The sequence below is a fragment of the Bacillus sp. EKM208B genome, assembly GCF_011800725.1.
GTDB lineage: Bacteria > Bacillota > Bacilli > Bacillales > Bacillaceae > Bacillus > Bacillus velezensis.
The window spans coordinates 290,181-308,220 of the sequence record NZ_JAANHO010000002.1 but is presented as its reverse complement, the minus strand read 5'-3'; the positions used below and the strand labels follow the sequence as shown (position 1 = coordinate 308,220).

The following is an 18,040-nucleotide window of genomic DNA, read 5'->3' as shown; positions in this document are numbered from 1 at the left end:
GGATTAGATGAAAGGAGGATATGAACTTGCCGCATAATCACCGATTGCAATTTTCTGTTGAAGAATCAATCTGTTTCCAAAAAGGACAGGAAGTTTCTGAATTACTTTCGATTTCATTAGACCCTGACATCAGGGTGCAGGAAGTAAATGATTATGTCTCAATTAAAGGATCATTAGAACTTACTGGCGAGTACAACATAGATCACAGCAGTCATTTTGAAGAGCTTGATAGGGAGCTGAGGCATGTAGAGGAAGTGAGGGCGAGGGAGGATGGCACGGCCGAGCTCATTCATTGTTTCCCGGTGGACATCACGATTCCGAAAAATAAAGTGAGCCACCTCAATGATGTTTTCGTATTTATTGATGCCTTTGATTATCAGCTGACGGATTCAAGGATCTTAACCATTCAAGCTGATTTGGCAATTGAAGGGCTGCTTGAGGAATCCGAGCCAAAAGAGCCGGAGATCCCTTTGTACGTGGCGCCTGAATTTGCCAGAGAAGAAATGATCAATCTTGCCGGACATTATTCTGAGGACGAAAACGAACCAGAATTAATGATACGCCATGAGCCTGAAATACCTTTGACTGTATCAGAAGAAGCAGCACAAGAAACCGAGAAGAACGAGGAAGAAACTCCGCCTTTACTCAGGCAGGAGGAAGAAGAGCCGGAGACTGCTCCGATTCTGAGGGAACGGGAAGAAGAGCCGGAGACTGCCCCTATTCTGAGGGAGCGGGAAGAAGAAGAGCCGGAGACTGCCCCGATTCTGAGGGAGCAGGAAGAAGAAGAGCCGGAGACTGCCCCGATTCTGAGGGAGCAGGAAGAAGAAGAGCAAGAAACTGCCCCGATTCTGAGGGAGCGGGAAGAAGAAGCGCAGGAAGCTGCCCCGATTCTGAGGGAGCGGGAAGAAGAAGAGCCGGAGACTGCCCCGATTCTGAGGGAGCGGGAAGAAGAGCAGGAAGCAGCCCCGATTTTGAGGGAGCGGGAAGAAGAAGAGCCGGAGACTGCCCCGATTTTGAGGGAGCAGGAAGAAGAAGAGCATGAGACTGCCCCGATTCTGAGGGAGCAGGAAGAGGTGCCGAAACCTGTTTCCTTTACTGAGCCTCCTCCTCCCGTTTCCTTTCAACACGAAGAAGAGCCGGAAGAAGCTGAGGAGCCTGCAATCATGTCGGCTGTGAGGAATGAACCTGTATTTGAGGATGATTCAGCAGAAGTGCAGGAAGAGTCAAAAGATGATAACGAGCCGGTTTTCCCTGCGTTCACTCTGACTCCGCATGCGGAAAAACCAAAAATTGCGGAACAGCCCTTCCTTCAAAAAGAAGAACAGCCAGAGGCCGAGCCGCTTCTCCGTCAGAGTGATCATGAGGCGGCAGAAGACGAAGATGAGCCTGCGGTTTTTCAAGAAGAGCAGGCGCCCGTTTATCGCGAGTTCGTTCCGGAACGGCAGGAAGAGGAGTTTTACAGCGCTCCTAAGCTGCTTGAAGAAGAGGCTCATGATGAAGAAGGGTTTGAAATTGAGGTAAGGAAGATGGCGCAGCCGGAGGAGGAAACCGGGAAGCCTCTCGATTTGTCTTTTCAGTTTTCCAAACTGCCGCCTGAGGAGCCGGCGCAAGCTGAACCGCCTGAGCCGCTTAAGTCTGAAAGAAAGAATGAAGAAGCGGCACCGGGAACCGAGCAGAAGGAAAATGACAACTCTCATTACTTGACAAAATTATTTACAAGGGAAGAAGAAAAGTTTTCAAGAATGAAAATTTGTATCGTACAGCAGCAAGATACTATCGACCGGGTGTGTGAACGATATGACATAACATCCCAGCAGCTCATCAGAACGAATGCTTTATCGTTTGATGACGAGCTTGAAGAAGGTCAGCTTCTGTATATACCTGAATATAATAACAGCCATGCGTAAGCACAAAGAGGCCGTAAAAATGTGGTGAATGGAATGGAAGCAGTCCAATCAGTGCTTCAGGAATACGGGCTGGCGGCAGAGTATATTGAGCCTGTCAGCCCGCATGTTTGGAAGGTCTACTCAAACTACGGCATTTTTGCTTTGAAACAGCTCAAGCCGGCCCGCAGCAGTGAATTTACGGATCTTATGATTGAGATTGAGGAGAAAGGCTACCGTTCGTTTGTGCCGATCTGCCGCACGTATGCCGGCGATTTTTTTGCGGGAAGACAGACGGAGAATTCTTATTATTTAATGCCTTGGCTTCAGTACGATCAGGAAGAAGAACGGGATCAAAAACATGTTTACCTTTTTAAAGAGGTCGCGAAGCTCCACTCCGCGACTGTGCGGGACATCCAAATCCGGACTGAAGATATCAGCGGCTTTTATGAAGTAACGAAAAGAGATTGGGAAAATGATAAGCTTGTCTATGAACAATTCGCCGACCGGGCGGAAAAAGAGTGGTACCTTTCACCTTTTGAACTGCAGGCTGTTACGTATCTTACAGAAACGGTTTCCGCCGTCAATTTTGCTCTGGAACGTCTGGAAGAATGGTTTGACGCGGCAAAGGATCATGACAAGACGAGAGCGGTGATCAACCACGGCAGCTTATCGAGCCGCCACTTTCTGTATAATGATGCGGGATCGGGCTTTTTCACGAATTTCGAGAAAGCTGCGCTGGGCCCTCCGCAAAACGACCTGCTCGGCTTTTACTCCAGAATGTTCAGAAGCTATCCGAAAGCATGCCCGGAGTGTCTGGACTGGTTTTATACGTATCACAAATCATTCCCGCTCCGTGAAGCGGAAATCAGCCTGTTTCTCAGCTATATGGCTTATCCGTCCGCCATGTACAAAGTGCTGAAACGGTATCAGACCGGCCAAAGGGGCTCTGAAAAAGAAGAGTGCACGCAATTATTAAGAGCGTTTTGGCAGATGAAAAATGTTGAGCCTTTTCTCATGAAGGTTCATCAGATTGAGCGGGAGAAAAAAATAAAAGCGGAAAACGAGTCCTCTTCATAACGGGACTCGTTTTTTTATATCCATTCCAAATGCAGGGCGCACGCTAAAAACAGCAGGATGGCAAGCAGCAGGACATCAAAAGTCGTCGGAAAGAAAATCGTCCTGATCCCCTGAAAGATCGTAATCGGGATAATGACTTGCACGGATACAAGGCGGACCTGTCTGGCCCACTGGGGGAGCGAATAAGAATTGAATTTTTTTCTCACGGGCAATTCCTCCTCACATTCGCCTTTCTATGTATCGTATGTAAGGGAAAGGGCGGGGTGCATGCCCATTTATGTATGACGGCAGCGGTTTTTGGAAAAGATGATTGACGAATCAAAAACACTTTTACTATAATAAAGAACATAATAAATAAGATCATGAGCTGATATAAATACACCTGCTTTGAACGGGAAGAGTACAAGAAAGACGCATGAAGAGAGAGAAGCTACTGTGCTGAAAGGCTTCTTATGCAGTCTCATTGGAAGGTCGCCCGGGAGCATAATTTCTTGAACATACAGTAGAGAAATTCGGGCCGCACCCGTTATCCGTTTAAGTGCATGAACAAATCTGTTCATGAAAAAAGGTGGTACCGCGAAAGAGCTTTTCGTCCTTTATCAGGATGAAGGCTCTTTTTTAGTTGCTCAGCCATTTCTAAACATGCTGGAGGGTTATCATGGATACAAATGAACAAACAATGCCGACAAAATATGATCCGTCTGCGATTGAAAAAGGCCGCTATGATTTTTGGCTGAAAGGAAAATATTTTGAAGCGGGCGGCGATCAAACGAAACAGCCGTATTCTGTCGTCATTCCGCCGCCGAACGTGACGGGCAGGCTGCACCTCGGACATGCGTGGGATACGACGCTGCAAGATATCGTTACGCGTATGAAACGCATGCAGGGCTATGACGTGCTCTGGCTTCCGGGCATGGATCACGCCGGCATCGCCACTCAGGCAAAAGTCGAAGCGAAACTCCGCGAACAGGGCACAAGCCGTTATGACCTCGGCCGTGAAAAGTTTTTAGAAGAAACGTGGAAGTGGAAAGAAGAGTATGCTGATTTCATCCGCAGCCAATGGGCCAAGATGGGACTCGGACTCGATTATTCACGCGAACGTTTTACTCTTGATGAAGGGCTGAACAAAGCCGTGCGTGAAGTATTCGTCAAGCTGTACGAGAAAGGCTTGATTTACAGAGGCGAATATATCATCAACTGGGACCCTGCCACAAAAACGGCTTTATCCGATATTGAAGTGATTTACAAAGACGTACAGGGCGCGTTTTATCATTTGCGCTACCCGTTAGCAGACGGTTCAGGCTCAATTGAAATCGCGACCACCCGTCCGGAAACGATGCTTGGCGACACGGCTGTCGCGGTTCATCCTGAAGATGAGCGCTACAAGCACTTAATCGGCAAAACGGTGATTCTGCCGATTACAAACCGCGAAATTCCGATCGTCGGCGATGATTATGTTGATATGGAATTCGGATCAGGCGCTGTTAAAATCACGCCTGCCCATGACCCGAATGACTTTGAACTCGGAAACCGCCACAATTTAGAGCGGATTCTCGTCATGAATGAAGACGGAACAATGAATGAAAAAGCGCTGCAATATAACGGCATGGACCGGTTTGAATGCCGCAAAAAACTCGTCAAAGATCTTCAGGAATCCGGTGTTCTCTTTAAAATCGAAGACCATATGCATTCTGTCGGCCACAGTGAAAGAAGCGGCGCCGTTGTTGAGCCGTACCTGTCCACACAATGGTTTGTCAAAATGCAGCCGCTGGCCGATGCTGCGGTTGACCTTCAGTCAAAAGAAGAGAAAGTTCACTTCGTTCCTGACCGGTTCGAGAAAACGTACCTGCACTGGATGGAAAATATCCGTGATTGGTGTATTTCCCGTCAGCTGTGGTGGGGCCACCGCATCCCTGCTTGGTATCATAAAGAAACAAAAGAAGTGTACGTCGGCCTTGAGGCGCCTGAGGACAGTGAAAATTGGGAACAGGATTCAGACGTGCTTGATACATGGTTCAGCTCCGCGCTTTGGCCGTTTTCTACAATGGGCTGGCCTGATGAAAACGCTGAAGACTTTAAGCGGTATTACTCAACCGATGTTCTTGTAACGGGATATGACATCATTTTCTTCTGGGTATCCCGGATGATTTTCCAAGGCCTTGAGTTTACCGGCGAGCGTCCGTTCAAAGACGTGCTGATTCACGGCTTAATCCGTGACGAGCAAGGCAGAAAAATGAGTAAATCCCTTGGGAACGGCGTGGACCCGATGGATGTCATCGACAAGTACGGAGCGGATTCCCTGCGCTATTTCCTGGCAACCGGAAGTTCACCGGGACAGGATCTCCGTTTCAGCTATGAAAAAGTGGAATCCACATGGAATTTCGCAAATAAAATTTGGAACGCCTCCCGTTTTGCATTAATGAACATGGACGGCATGACGTATGACGAGCTTGATCTGTCCGGTGAAAAATCAGTTGCTGATAAGTGGATTCTCACAAGACTGAATGAAACGATTGAAGATGTAACCCAGCTTGCGGATCGTTATGAATTCGGTGAAGTCGGACGCCACCTGTACAACTTTATCTGGGACGATGTGTGCGACTGGTATATCGAAATGGCGAAGCTTCCGCTGTACGGGGAAGATGAAGCGGCGAAGAAAACAACCCGTTCTGTTCTGGCATACGTGCTTGACCAGACGATGCGTCTTCTTCACCCGTTTATGCCATTCTTAACGGAAGAAATCTGGCAGCACCTTCCTCATGAAGGCGAGTCAATCACGATCAGCTCTTGGCCGGTTCCGGTGCCGGAACATACGGATAAAGAGGCAGCGGCGGATATGAAACTGCTCGTCGAATTAATCCGTTCTGTCCGCAATATCCGGAGCGAAGTCAACACGCCGATGAGCAAGCAGGTTGAGCTTTACATTAAAACATCTACCGAAGACATTGCCGGCCGCCTTGAGAAGAACCGTTCTTACGTTGAACGCTTTACGAATCCGAGCACGCTGAAAATCGGGACGGATATCACTGCGGCAGACAAAGCGATGACAGCGGTCGTCACCGGAGCGGAAGTCATTCTGCCGCTTGAAGGGCTGATTAACATTGATGAGGAGATCGCCCGTCTGCAAAAAGAATTCGACAAGCTGACAAAAGAGGTCGAACGCGTTCAGAAAAAACTCGGCAACGAAGGATTCATTAAAAAAGCTCCTGAGCATGTCATTGAAGAAGAACGCGGAAAAGAGAAAGACTACACGGCAAAACGCGAAGCTGTCCGGCAGCGGATTGCAGAGCTGAAAGGCTGATAAAACAGCGGGGCGGTTTCCTAAGAAACCGCCTTGTCGTATAAAAGAGGGGATTTCATTGTTTAATACGTACAAAGAAGCGATCAGCTGGATTCACGGCAGACTCAAGTTCGGCGTTAAGCCGGGCCTTCTCCGTATGGAAAAGCTGATGGAAAAACTGGAACACCCGGAAAAGAACATTCGCGCTATTCATGTGGCGGGCACAAACGGCAAAGGATCGACCGTCGCTTTTATCCGTTCCGTGCTTCAAGAAGCCGGTTATACGGTCGGCACGTTCACATCGCCTTACATTATTACGTTTAATGAGCGTATCAGCGTCAACGGCACGCCGATTTCTGATGAGGAATGGAGAACGCTCGTTAATGACATAAAACCGATAGTCGATGAGCTTGATAAGACCGATGCCGGGACGGTGACAGAATTTGAAATCATTACAGCGTGTGCATTTTTATATTTTGCGAAGCGGGCTGATATCGATTTTGTCATTTTTGAAGCGGGGCTCGGCGGCACATTTGATTCAACCAATATTGTGAATCCGCTTCTGTCGGTCATTACAAGTATCGGACATGACCATATGGCGATTTTAGGCAATACCATCGAGGAGATCGCCGGGCAGAAAGCCGGTATCATTAAAAATTCCATTCCGGTCATTACGGGCGTCAATCAGCCGGAAGCACTCGGCGTTATTGAAGCGGAAGCCGAAAAAAAGCAGGCTCCGTATCAGTCACTATATAAAACGTGCAGACTGTTTAATGAAGCGGCGCTTCCGTCCGGTGAAAGCTTTTCGCTGGAAACGGAAACGAAATGCTATGAAAACATTCAAACGTCGCTGATCGGCATTCACCAAAGGCAGAATGCGGCATTGGCGATATTGGCCGCTGAATGGATGAATCGTCTGGGAGCCGCAGCCATTTCTGAAGAAGCGATGCGAAACGGTCTGAAAAAAGCTTCCTGGCCGGGCCGGTTTGAACGTCTTCAAAGCCGCCCTTTAGTGTTTGCGGACGGCGCGCATAACGAAGAGGGCGTTGAAACGCTGACAGAAACGATCAGGCAGCGCTTTTCCGATAAAAACGTTCATGTCGTATTCAGCGCATTAAAAGACAAACCGTATCAGGAAATGATTAAAAAGCTTGAAACCGAAGCGGACTCTATTCACTTTGTATCATTTGACTTTCCGCGTGCTTCAAGCGCCGAAGCCCTTTACAATGCAAGCAGTATTGCGGCTAAGAGCTTCGATGAGAACCCGGACAGTGTGAAAGAATGGATAGAACAAAAAGACGGGGCGGATGATGTCATCATCATTACCGGCTCCTTATATTTTATTTCAGAAATGAGAAAGCGGCTTATCTGACAGCCCCTCGGATGCCCGGCAGACCCTTTTCCGGTTTTGCCGGGTGTTTTTATGCTGAAAATATATTTTCAGCCATTTCAGTCATGGTGTTTTTCTTTGCTATAATCTGAGCCAGATTGATAGTAAAGGTGTGGTCTGAGTGCTTTTGTTTCTGTTTTTTCTCGGCTTGATTTTCGGTTCTTTTTTTTATACAGCAGCGTGCCGTATCCCGCTTCGAATCTCGGTTATTTCGCCGCGTTCAGCCTGTTCGTTTTGCCGCTTGCCGCTCTCCTGGGGGGAGCTTGTGCCCGTCGTTTCCTATATTCTGCAAAGAGGCAGATGCAGAAACTGCCGTGCGAAGCTGTCGGTTATGTATCCGGCGGCGGAATGCTCGACGGCGTGTTTATTCACGGCTGCAGGCATTCATTTCGGTTTCTCAAAAGAACTGTTAGTCGCGCTGTTATTTCTGTCTCTGCTCATGATTGTTACTATGACGGATCTGCAATATATGCTGATTCCTGACAAGGTTCTGCTGTTTTTTCTTCCGCTTTTCATCGCCGGCCGTATGTTTTCTCCGCTGGATACATGGTATGCAGGGTTTGCCGGAGCCGTTTGCGGATTTTTTCTGCTTGTTTTTATCATGTTTGTCAGTAAAGGAGGCATCGGCGCAGGTGATGTGAAACTGTTTGGGGTGATCGGCCTGCCGCTCGGCGTGAAGCTCGTGCTCATTGCATTCTTTCTTTCCGTTATGATCGGAACCGTATACGGTATGTGCGCCGCAGCCCGGGGCAGGCTTGGTAAAAAGCAGCCATTTCCGTTTGCGCCGGCCATCTCAGCCGGGAGCGCTTTGAGTTATTTATACGGAGAAGAGCTGTTTTCGTTTTACATCAAGCTCGCTTCAGGCGGAGCTTAAAAAATTTGGCGAACGTTTTTTGGACAAGACGACAAAAGTCTTGTTCTTTTTTTTTTTGCCTATGCTAAAGTGTGAACCATGATCAGTTCAAGGTACGGCCAAGACGAATGCAAGGGGGAAGAGACGTTGAAAAAAAGGAAGAGCAAAAAGCACAGCAAAGCAAAAAACAATGCCCTTAAAGTAACCATTAACGGACAAGAAGAAACGATGTATGGACAAGAAGATGTGAAAGAAGGCGGGGAGAAAACCGTCACATTTTCAAATTGGGAGGAAACAAAAAAGGCGGAGCAGGAGACCGCCGCATCCCATGAAGATCCGAAAGAAGAAGATTTCAATTGGGATCATGAGAAGAATTCTGAGGTATTTGAAGATGACCCGAAAGTCGTTCCGCCATACCAGAAGAAAAAAACAGGCCCTCATTTTCCGAAAAAAAAGCAGCCGTCTTCTCCAGTTAAAAAAGCGGTCACGACAATTGCCGTTGCGGCTGTTTTAGGCACCGGGCTCGGCCTTGTCGCCTTAAATATGTCGGGAAGTAAAGAAGCCTCCGCTCCTGCATCAGCTGACAAAGGTTCACAAGGGCAGACGGCGAAAGCGGGAGATGTTTCTAAAGACAAATCTGAAACAGCCGGCACAGGAGATGCGGAAACTTCAGAGGGAAACTATAAAACATATGCGGTGCAGGCCGGAAAATTTTCATCAGAAAAAGGAGCGCAAACGCTTGTTGACCAGCTGACTGAAAAAGGATACTCGGCCGTCTCATTGGCTAAAGAAGACGGATACACATACGTGATCGCCGGGCTTGCAGCGGAAAAAAGCTTATCACAGCAATTGGGTCAGACACTGATAGACCATGATTTTGAGGCTTGGGGCGGTAAAGAGCTCAGCTTTGCGGTCGATTCAGGACTGGAAGACTCTTTTAAACAAGCATCTGAGCTCTCCGCCAAAGCGATTACCGGCAAAGATCTTTCAAAAACGGAAGTGGCTGAAGCGGCAAAAGCGGCAGACGGTGCAGACGCCGCTGACAAAAAGCAGAAAGAGGCCGTGCTTCAAGCGCTGAAAGAACTGGAAACGTCGGGTTCGGAATCCGGCTGGAAAGCCCAAAAAGAGCTTTTAAGTGTTGTAAAATAGTATCTCATTTCCCGTCATCCGGCGGGATTTTTTATTTTGTCATCAAAAAGTTATTTTTCTGAAATTGTGGTTGCCCGTTTGATTTGGTAGGATAGACAAGTATCTTTTTTTCTTAAGCAAACCCTGAAAGGATGACAATCATGACAAAACGCTTAATACTCGCATCACAATCTCCGCGAAGAAAAGAACTCCTTAATCTTCTTCAGATTCCTTACAGCATTATTGCAAGCCGCACAGAAGAAAAATTAAATCGAAACCTTTCGCCGGAAGAAAACGTCCAATGTTTGGCCGAGCAAAAAGCCGGTGCTGTATTGGCCGAAAATCCCGATGCAGTCGTTATCGGGGCTGACACGATGGTGTGCATAGACGGCGAATGCCTCGGCAAACCGCATGACAGAGAAGAAGCGGCACACATGCTGCGGAGGCTTTCCGGCCGAAGCCATCAAGTCATTACGGCGGTCAGCATTCAGACGCATGACCGGAAAGAAACGTTCTGTGACACGACGGAAGTGACGTTTTGGCCGCTCAGTGAAGACGACATACAGCTCTACATTGAAACAAAAGAACCGATGGATAAAGCAGGTGCATACGGCATCCAAGGAAAAGGCGCGCTTTTAGTGAAAAAAATAGACGGTGATTTTTATTCTGTCGTCGGGCTTCCTGTCGCTAAAACAATGAGAGCCTTGAAAGAATTTAATATAAAAGCTTGATGTTCAAACCGGGAAGGGGAACAAGGAGGGGTTGATCATCCGTGATCTGCCGTTAAAATTAAGAGATTTCCCCGAAAAAGAAAAACCGAGAGAGCGGCTTCTGCACTTCGGAGCCGAACATCTCTCTAACAATGAATTGCTCGCCATCCTGCTGCGGACGGGAACGAAACATGAGTCCGTCATGAACCTCGCTCACCGGCTGCTGCGGACGTTTGACGGGCTGCGACTGTTAAAAGGCGCCTCTGCCCAGGAGCTTTCCAGCATTCCGGGAATCGGCACGGTGAAAGCCGTTCAGATTCTTGCCGCAATTGAGCTGGGGAGCCGCATTCATAAGACATCCGCCGGGGAGCATTGCGTCATCCGCTCTCCGGAAGACGGGGCGAAGTATGTGATGGAGGATATGCGCTTTTTATCCCAGGAGCATTTTGTCTGTTTATATTTAAATACCAAAAATCAAGTCATTCATAAACGCACCGTTTTTATCGGAAGTCTGAATTCATCTATTGTCCACCCGCGGGAGGTGTTTAAAGAAGCTTTCAAACGATCCGCCGCGTCCTTCATTTGTGTTCACAATCATCCTTCAGGAGATCCTACACCGAGCAGGGAAGATATAGAGGTAACCAGGCGGCTTTTTGAGTGCGGAAATTTAATCGGCATCGAGCTGCTGGATCATTTGGTCATTGGTGACAAAAAATTTGTGAGTTTAAAGGAAAAAGGATATTTGTAACACTTTTTTTTTCGTTGATTTAAGATATAATAGATTTTATGAGTTTTTCCCTTTAGGGTATTTTTGCTTTAAGAAAGGAAGATACATACATATGTTCGGAATTGGTACAAGAGACCTTGGTATAGATTTGGGAACCGCGAATACGCTTGTGTTTGTTAAAGGTAAAGGAATCGTAGTGAGAGAGCCGTCTGTCGTTGCTCTGCAAACGGATACGAAGTCCATCGTTGCGGTCGGTAACGATGCGAAAAACATGATCGGAAGAACTCCGGGCAACGTGGTTGCGCTCCGTCCGATGAAAGACGGCGTTATCGCTGACTATGAAACAACTGCGACAATGATGAAATACTACATTAATCAGGCTGTGAAAAATAAAGGATTGTTTGCGAGAAAGCCTTACGTTATGGTGTGTGTGCCGTCAGGTATTACGGCCGTTGAAGAACGGGCGGTCATCGACGCGACAAGACAAGCGGGCGCACGTGACGCTTATCCGATTGAAGAACCGTTTGCGGCAGCAATCGGCGCGAATCTTCCGGTATGGGAGCCGACGGGCAGCATGGTCGTTGATATCGGCGGCGGAACAACTGAAGTGGCGATCATTTCTTTAGGCGGCATTGTTACGTCTCAGTCAATCCGCGTAGCCGGTGACGAAATGGACGACTCAATCATCAGCTATATCAGAAAAACATATAATCTGATGATCGGTGACCGTACGGCGGAAGCTATTAAAATGGAAATCGGTTCAGCAGAAACCGGTGAAGAAAATGCGTCAATGGAAATCCGCGGCCGCGATCTTCTGACAGGTCTGCCGAAAACGATCGAAATCACGGGAACGGAAATTGCAAATGCACTGCGTGATACAGTTCTCTCAATCGTTGACGCGGTGAAGAGCACGCTTGAAAAAACACCGCCTGAGCTGGCCGCTGACATTATGGACAGAGGTATTGTATTAACAGGGGGAGGCGCCCTGCTCCGCAATCTCGACAAAGTCATCAGCGACGAAACGAAAATGCCTGTTCTTATCGCTGAAGATCCGCTGGATTGTGTTGCGATCGGCACTGGAAAAGCACTGGAGCACATCCATCTTTTCAAAGGAAAAACAAGATAATCAGGAGTTAAATAGAAGAGGTGTATCACGATGCCGAACAAACGGTTAATGCTATTACTTCTGTGTATTATCATATTGGTGGCTATGATTGGATTCTCGCTGAAGAACGGCCGTAATACCACCTGGCCTGAAAAGCTGATCGGTGATACGACGGGAGTATTTCAAAACATTTTTCACACGCCTGCCGAATATTTTGCAGGGTTCTTCGGGGACATAAAAGACCTGAAAAACACGTACAAGGAAAACGAACGCTTAAGACAAAAGCTGGACGGACAGACACAATATGAAGCGAAGCTCCAAGAACTCAAAGATGAAAACAAGAAGCTGCGTGATGAACTCGGGCATGTCAAATCAATTTCCGACTATGATCCGATTTTAGCGACCGTTATCGCCAGAAACCCTGATCAATGGTACAAGCAGATCATGATCAATAAGGGAACGAAGCAGAAAGTGGCCAAAGACATGGCTGTCACGAACGAAAAGGGTGCGCTGGTCGGGAAGATCAAAAGCAGCGGACTCAACAGTTTCACATCCGCCGTTCAGCTGCTGAGCGATGTTGACCGCAATAACAGAGTGGCCACCAAAATCTCCGGCAAAAAGGGAAGCAAAGGCTACGGTTTAATTGAAGGGTACGATAAAAAGAAACAGACCCTGAAAATGACTATCCTTGAGCCGGATGAAAAACGTGAAGTGAAAAAAGGCGACCTCGTGGAGACATCCGGAACGGGCGGCGTATTTCCTCAAGGGCTTACGGTCGGGGAAGTGACCGATGTAGAATCAGATGCTTACGGCCTGACGAAAATCGCTTACGTGAAACCGGCTGCCGACCTGTACGATCTTGACCATGTCATCGTCGTGAACCGAAGCGTAGCAACAGGGGAGGAAGGATCGTGAAACGTTTCCTTCTCCCTTTGATTATGATTTTGGTCTTTTGTGCGGAAAGCATCTATACCGATCTGGTGCGTTTTCCTTTCGTTTCCGTCGAGCAGCAGGTCGTTCCGCATTTTCTTTTGCTTGCGCTGATTTTTATGTCCGCTTATATCAACCAAAAGCATGCGGTGATCTACGGTTTCATTTTCGGATTTCTTTATGACATCAATTATACGGGTGTTTTAGGCGTTTATATGTTTGGTTTTGCCGGTTTATGCTATCTGGCGGCCAAAGCGTTTAAAGTGCTGCAGACAAACGCCCTGATGGTCATTCTGGTCGCGGTGCTGAGCGTATGTGTGCTTGAATTTTACGTCTACGGCATTCAGACGTTAATCCGCAGCGGCACAATGACGTTTAACGATTTTGTCATTCAGCGGTTCTTGCCGACCGCTTTGCTGAATATTGCGGGGGCCGTTATATTAGTCCTGCCCTTCAGGCTGTTTTATATAAGTCTGAAGAAAGAATTAAGAGATGAGTAAAAAGGATTTTATCTTTTTTTGACGAAAAGAGTATGTTGTTGAGGTGAACATTGATGAAGACCAAAAAGCAGCAATATGTAACAATAAAAGGAACAAAAAACGGCTTAACATTGCATCTGGATGATGCATGTTCTTTTGATGAGCTTCTCGATGGTCTTCAAAACATGCTGTCGATTGAACAATATACTGATGGCAAAGGCCAAAAAATCAGTGTTCATATTAAACTCGGGCATCGGTATCTGTATCAGGAACAGGCAGAGCAGCTGACTGATCTGATCGCGTCAAAGAAAGATTTAGTCGTGCATTCAATTGACAGTGAAGTCATCGCCAAAGAAGAAGCGCAGCGGATGAAAGAGGAGCAGGAAATTGTTTCTGTTTCCAAAATCGTCCGTTCGGGCCAGGTGCTTCACGTGACGGGAGATTTGCTTTTAATCGGAGATGTGAATCCCGGCGGTACGATCAGAGCCGGAGGAAATATATTTGTTCTCGGTTCATTAAAAGGGATTGCCCACGCGGGTTATAACGGAAATAACCGGGCTGTGATCGCCGCATCCGAAATGATGCCGACACAATTGAGGATCAATCACGTGTTAAATCGCTCCCCAGACCACATTCAAAAAGGGAACGACATGGAATGTGCTTATTTAGATACTGACGGAAATATGGTCATTGAACGCCTTCAGCAATTGGCTCATTTAAGACCTGATCTAACAAGGCTTGAGGGAGGAATGTGAAATTGGGTGAGGCTATCGTAATAACTTCGGGAAAAGGCGGAGTAGGTAAAACAACAACATCTGCAAACCTCGGTACCGCCTTAGCCATTTTAGGGAAGCGCGTCTGTTTGGTAGACACAGATATCGGACTGCGCAACCTTGATGTCGTAATGGGTCTTGAAAACAGAATTATTTACGACTTAGTAGATGTAATTGAAGGCAGATGCAAGACGCATCAGGCGCTTGTCAAAGACAAACGTTTTGATGATCTGCTTCATTTAATGCCGGCTGCCCAGACAAGCGACAAGACGGCTGTTGTCCCTGAGCAGATCAAATCGCTTGTGCAGGAGCTTAAGCAGGAATTTGATTATGTCATTATTGATTGTCCGGCCGGAATTGAACAAGGCTATAAAAATGCCGTCTCCGGAGCTGATAAGGCGATTGTTGTGACGACGCCGGAAATATCAGCGGTGCGGGACGCTGACCGCATTATCGGACTTTTGGAGCAGGAAGATATTGAACCGCCGCGCCTTATCGTGAACCGCATCAGAAATCACCTGGTGAAAAACGGTGACACGATGGATGTGGATGAAGTTGTTCATCATCTGTCTATTGATCTCCTCGGAATCGTTGCTGACGATGATGAAGTGATCAGGGCTTCAAATATCGGCGAACCGATTGCCATGAATTCCAAAAACCGCGCCAGCATTGCGTACCGCAATATCGCCCGGCGCATTTTAGGAGAATCCGTTCCTTTGCAGGTGCTTGAAGAGCAGCAAAAAGGGATGATGGCGAAAATCAAGTCATTTTTCGGCGTGCGTTCATAATATATACCAGAATACAAAGATCTGATGAAGCCCAGCTTATCAGGTCTTTTTTGTTTTTCAAGAGCGCATATTTGCAATGGACAAGACATAGGATGTACAAACCCAACGATTGCAAAGGATGATGGCGATGAGTCACAGAGCTGATGAAATTAGAAAAAGACTGGCCAAAAGAAGAAAACAGCGGCCTGAATCAAAACTTACTTTCGTTCAAAACGCCCAAACACAGAATTTTCCCGCGTGGCAGACGGTCAAGGAGCAGGAAAAGCACAAGCTTCTACCGGACTACGAATATCAAACGGAACACCCGCCCGAATTTAACGGACGGCATCCATTGATCAGCGCTCATTCTATTATTTTAAAATGCCTGCTGGCCGCCTGTCTCGTACTGATCTCCGCTATTGCCTATAAAACCGACAAACAGCCGCTGAGTCAGATCAAACCGGCGATCGCACAAACCTTTCAAAAAGAATTTCAGTTTGCTGCCGTAAGCAATTGGTTCGTATCTTCCTTCGGAAACCCGCTCGCTTTTCTTACGCCGGGAACGAAAAAGAAGGACGGTCAGGTGGCGGTCAGTCAGGATATGGCCGTTCCTGCCGCGGGGAAAATCCAGCAGGACTTTCAAAATAACGGAGAGGGCGTCGTCGTCGAAACCGCCAGCGAAGCCATTGACAGCGTAAAAGAAGGCTACATTATGGAAGTGAGCAAAGATAAAAAAACAGGACTGACGGTGAAGGTGCAGCATGCCGACAATACCAGCAGCATTTACGGCCGGCTAAAAGATGTTAACGTTTCATTGTATGACTTTGTCGATAAAGGGAAAAAGATCGGTTCGATCAAGCTCAACGATAAAAGTAAAGGCCAGTACTATTTCGCGATCCAGGATGGCGATAAATTCATAGATCCGATCCAGGTGATCACTTTTGATGAATAAATGGCTCAGCCTCCTTTTCAAAGTTCATGTCCATCCTTTTCTTTGGATTATCATGGGGCTTGGTCTTATGACGGGGCACATCAAAGCGCTGCTGTGTCTTTTGCTGGTCGTATCCGTTCATGAGCTGGGGCATGCTGCTCTGGCTGTGTTTTTTTCGTGGCGCATTAAACGAATCTTTCTGCTCCCTTTCGGCGGGACGGTTGAGGTGGAGGAGCACGGAAACCGGCCGCTTAAAGAGGAATTTGCGGTCATCCTGGCGGGCCCGCTTCAGCATGTGTGGCTTCAGGCGGCAGCCTGGCTCTTTTTCATGTCAGGTTTTGCAAGTGAGCAGACATTTGAGATGTTTACCTTTTATAATCTCTCCATTCTTTTCATCAATCTTTTGCCGATCTGGCCGCTTGACGGCGGAAAGTTTGTGTTTTTATACTTTTCTAAACAAATGGCTTTTCAAAAAGCGCATCTCCTCAGCCTGCAGACATCGGCCGTTTCCGCGCTTTTGCTCTGCTGCTGGATTGTGCTGGCCGTCCCCCTTCAGGTCAGCGCATGGGTGCTGTTCGTCTTTCTCGCCGCTTCTTTATGGGATGAATACCGGAAGCGGCATTATATTCAGCTGAGGTTTCTTTTGGAGAGATACTACGGCAAAAACCGCGATGTCACCATGCTGCATCCTTTGACGGTCGCGGCCGATGCCAAAGTGAAGCATGTCATGGCCGAATTCAAACGGGGATGCAAGCACCCCATTATCGTTGAAAAAGCTGGCGAAAAGCTCAGCCAGCTCGATGAAAATGAAGTGCTTCATGCGTATTTTGCCGATAAACGGACAGATTCCTCTATGGAAGACCTGCTGCTGCCTTACTAGAAATAGATTGACATATCCTTTTGGTTCTGATATATTTTTTAATGTTATGGATGTAGCACCAATGCTACAACCGCTCGGGACAGGTGATAAGAGCTTTAAAGCCCCCTGTTGCTGGCGAGTCTTAGTCTAATAGGAGGTGCAGAGAATGTACGCAATCATTAAAACAGGCGGAAAACAAATCAAAGTTGAAGAAGGTCAAACTGTTTACATCGAAAAACTTGCTGCTGAAGCAGGTGAAACAGTGACGTTTGAAGACGTATTGTTTGTTGGCGGAGACAGCGTGAAAGTCGGCAACCCAACAGTTGCAGGCGCGACAGTTACAGCTAAAGTTGAAAAACAAGGCCGTGCGAAAAAAATCACTGTTTTCCGTTACAAGCCAAAGAAAAATGTTCATAAAAAACAAGGTCATCGTCAGCCTTATACTAAATTGACAATCGAAAAAATCAACGCGTAAGCATGATTGAGGCAACAATTCGAAGATCCCGGAATGACGGGGGCATTTTGTCCTTTGAAATGACGGGACATGCCGATTTTGCTGAACATGGACGAGATCTCGTATGCGCCGGGGTCACGGCTGTCGTTTTCGGAGCGGTCAATGCGGTTATCGCGCTGGCTCCTCTCGAACCGATTCTTGATATAGGCGAGGACGGGGGTTATTTCTACTTTGAATTCCCTGAAGCCGCTGATCAGGAAGCTTTGCAAAAAGCGCAGCTGCTGATTGAAGGCATGATTGTTTCTCTTGAAACGATCGAGCGGGATTACAGTGAACACTTACGGTTGACTGCAAACCAAATATAGGAGGTGAGTTACATGCTTAGATTAGATCTTCAGTTTTTCGCTTCTAAAAAAGGTGTAGGTTCTACAAAGAACGGACGTGACTCTGAATCTAAACGTTTAGGCGCTAAACGTGCAGACGGTCAATTCGTAACAGGCGGATCTATCCTTTACCGTCAACGCGGAACGAAAATCTACCCAGGTGAAAACGTGGGCCGCGGAGGAGATGACACTCTTTTTGCTAAAATCGACGGAACTGTTAAATTCGAACGTTTCGGCCGTGACCGCAAAAAAGTGAGCGTATATCCTGTAGCTCAATAATGACACAAAAAACTCCGGTCGTTGACTGG

At 47.3% G+C, this 18,040-nt stretch carries 19 protein-coding genes and 2 other annotated features; of the genes, 18 read left to right on the top strand and 1 reads right to left on the bottom strand.

The features are described from left to right. The first annotated feature begins 26 nt into the window (after positions 1–26). Together G9F75_RS04330 and ysxE are read left to right on the top strand one after the other, a co-directional pair. A complete protein-coding gene (locus G9F75_RS04330; RefSeq protein WP_022552876.1) occupies positions 27–1,907 on the top strand; it encodes a LysM peptidoglycan-binding domain-containing protein in 1,881 nt (626 codons plus the stop codon). Positions 1,908–1,940: 33 nt separating this feature from the next. Continuing rightward, on the top strand, positions 1,941–2,963 hold the full coding sequence (gene ysxE, locus G9F75_RS04325) for a spore coat protein YsxE (protein WP_014418551.1): 1,023 nt from the start codon (positions 1,941–1,943) through the stop codon (positions 2,961–2,963). A gap of 14 nt (positions 2,964–2,977) precedes the next feature. On the opposite strand, the gene G9F75_RS04320 is transcribed toward ysxE, so the two are convergent. After that, the gene (locus G9F75_RS04320) at positions 2,978–3,169 is read right to left on the bottom strand and encodes a hypothetical protein (RefSeq protein ID WP_003152639.1); all 192 of its coding nucleotides are present in this window, start codon (positions 3,167–3,169) and stop codon (positions 2,978–2,980) included. Between the two features lie 172 nt (positions 3,170–3,341). After that, positions 3,342–3,563, top strand: a binding site (T-box leader). A gap of 58 nt (positions 3,564–3,621) precedes the next feature. Here G9F75_RS04320 and G9F75_RS04315 point away from each other — a divergent pair. The 16 genes from G9F75_RS04315 to rpmA all read left to right on the top strand — a co-directional run bounded on the left by G9F75_RS04315 (position 3,622) and on the right by rpmA (position 18,011). Beyond that, entirely contained in the window at positions 3,622–6,264 is a 2,643-nt protein-coding gene (locus G9F75_RS04315) for a valine--tRNA ligase (RefSeq protein WP_014418550.1), read from the top strand. A gap of 58 nt (positions 6,265–6,322) precedes the next feature. Then, on the top strand, positions 6,323–7,615 hold the full coding sequence (locus tag G9F75_RS04310; protein ID WP_167408937.1) for a bifunctional folylpolyglutamate synthase/dihydrofolate synthase: 1,293 nt from the start codon (positions 6,323–6,325) through the stop codon (positions 7,613–7,615). Between the two features lie 139 nt (positions 7,616–7,754). Continuing rightward, entirely contained in the window at positions 7,755–8,507 is a 753-nt protein-coding gene (locus G9F75_RS04305) for a prepilin peptidase (RefSeq protein ID WP_167408936.1), read from the top strand. A 126-nt stretch (positions 8,508–8,633) separates the two neighbouring features. After that, positions 8,634–9,635: an SPOR domain-containing protein gene (locus G9F75_RS04300; protein WP_022552880.1), complete on the top strand. Its 1,002-nt coding sequence runs from the start codon at positions 8,634–8,636 to the stop codon at positions 9,633–9,635. Between the two features lie 140 nt (positions 9,636–9,775). Further along, complete coding sequence (locus G9F75_RS04295; protein ID WP_012118105.1) at positions 9,776–10,345, top strand: Maf family protein; 570 nt, start codon at positions 9,776–9,778, stop codon at positions 10,343–10,345. A gap of 31 nt (positions 10,346–10,376) precedes the next feature. After that, on the top strand, positions 10,377–11,072 hold the full coding sequence (gene radC / locus G9F75_RS04290; RefSeq protein WP_007408165.1) for a RadC family protein: 696 nt from the start codon (positions 10,377–10,379) through the stop codon (positions 11,070–11,072). A 91-nt stretch (positions 11,073–11,163) separates the two neighbouring features. Continuing rightward, the gene (gene mreB, locus G9F75_RS04285) at positions 11,164–12,177 is read left to right on the top strand and encodes a cell shape-determining protein MreB (RefSeq protein ID WP_003152647.1); all 1,014 of its coding nucleotides are present in this window, start codon (positions 11,164–11,166) and stop codon (positions 12,175–12,177) included. Between the two features lie 30 nt (positions 12,178–12,207). Continuing rightward, positions 12,208–13,071 (top strand): rod shape-determining protein MreC, encoded by an 864-nt coding sequence (gene mreC, locus G9F75_RS04280; RefSeq protein ID WP_007408166.1) that lies wholly within the window; start codon positions 12,208–12,210, stop codon positions 13,069–13,071. After that, positions 13,068–13,586: a rod shape-determining protein MreD gene (mreD, locus tag G9F75_RS04275; protein WP_003152650.1), complete on the top strand. Its 519-nt coding sequence runs from the start codon at positions 13,068–13,070 to the stop codon at positions 13,584–13,586. Before mreC ends, mreD begins: the two co-directional genes overlap by 4 nt. Before the next feature lie 53 nt (positions 13,587–13,639). Then, on the top strand, positions 13,640–14,320 hold the full coding sequence (minC, locus tag G9F75_RS04270) for a septum site-determining protein MinC (protein ID WP_003152653.1): 681 nt from the start codon (positions 13,640–13,642) through the stop codon (positions 14,318–14,320). Positions 14,321–14,322: 2 nt separating this feature from the next. After that, positions 14,323–15,126 (top strand): septum site-determining protein MinD, encoded by an 804-nt coding sequence (gene minD, locus G9F75_RS04265; protein WP_003152655.1) that lies wholly within the window; start codon positions 14,323–14,325, stop codon positions 15,124–15,126. Positions 15,127–15,253: 127 nt separating this feature from the next. Then, a complete protein-coding gene (locus G9F75_RS04260; RefSeq protein WP_014418545.1) occupies positions 15,254–16,057 on the top strand; it encodes a M23 family metallopeptidase in 804 nt (267 codons plus the stop codon). Further along, a complete protein-coding gene (locus G9F75_RS04255; RefSeq protein ID WP_014418544.1) occupies positions 16,050–16,916 on the top strand; it encodes a M50 family metallopeptidase in 867 nt (288 codons plus the stop codon). Before G9F75_RS04260 ends, G9F75_RS04255 begins: the two co-directional genes overlap by 8 nt. 58 nt (positions 16,917–16,974) lie before the next feature. Then, positions 16,975–17,048 (top strand) — a sequence feature (ribosomal protein L21 leader region). 13 nt (positions 17,049–17,061) lie between these two features. Next, on the top strand, positions 17,062–17,370 hold the full coding sequence (rplU, locus tag G9F75_RS04250; RefSeq protein WP_003152660.1) for a 50S ribosomal protein L21: 309 nt from the start codon (positions 17,062–17,064) through the stop codon (positions 17,368–17,370). 2 nt (positions 17,371–17,372) lie between these two features. Next, complete coding sequence (locus G9F75_RS04245) at positions 17,373–17,714, top strand: ribosomal-processing cysteine protease Prp (RefSeq protein ID WP_012118103.1); 342 nt, start codon at positions 17,373–17,375, stop codon at positions 17,712–17,714. A 12-nt stretch (positions 17,715–17,726) separates the two neighbouring features. Continuing rightward, positions 17,727–18,011, top strand: coding sequence for a 50S ribosomal protein L27 (gene rpmA, locus G9F75_RS04240; RefSeq protein ID WP_003152662.1), 285 nt, complete (start codon positions 17,727–17,729; stop codon positions 18,009–18,011). Positions 18,012–18,040: the final 29 nt, after the last annotated feature.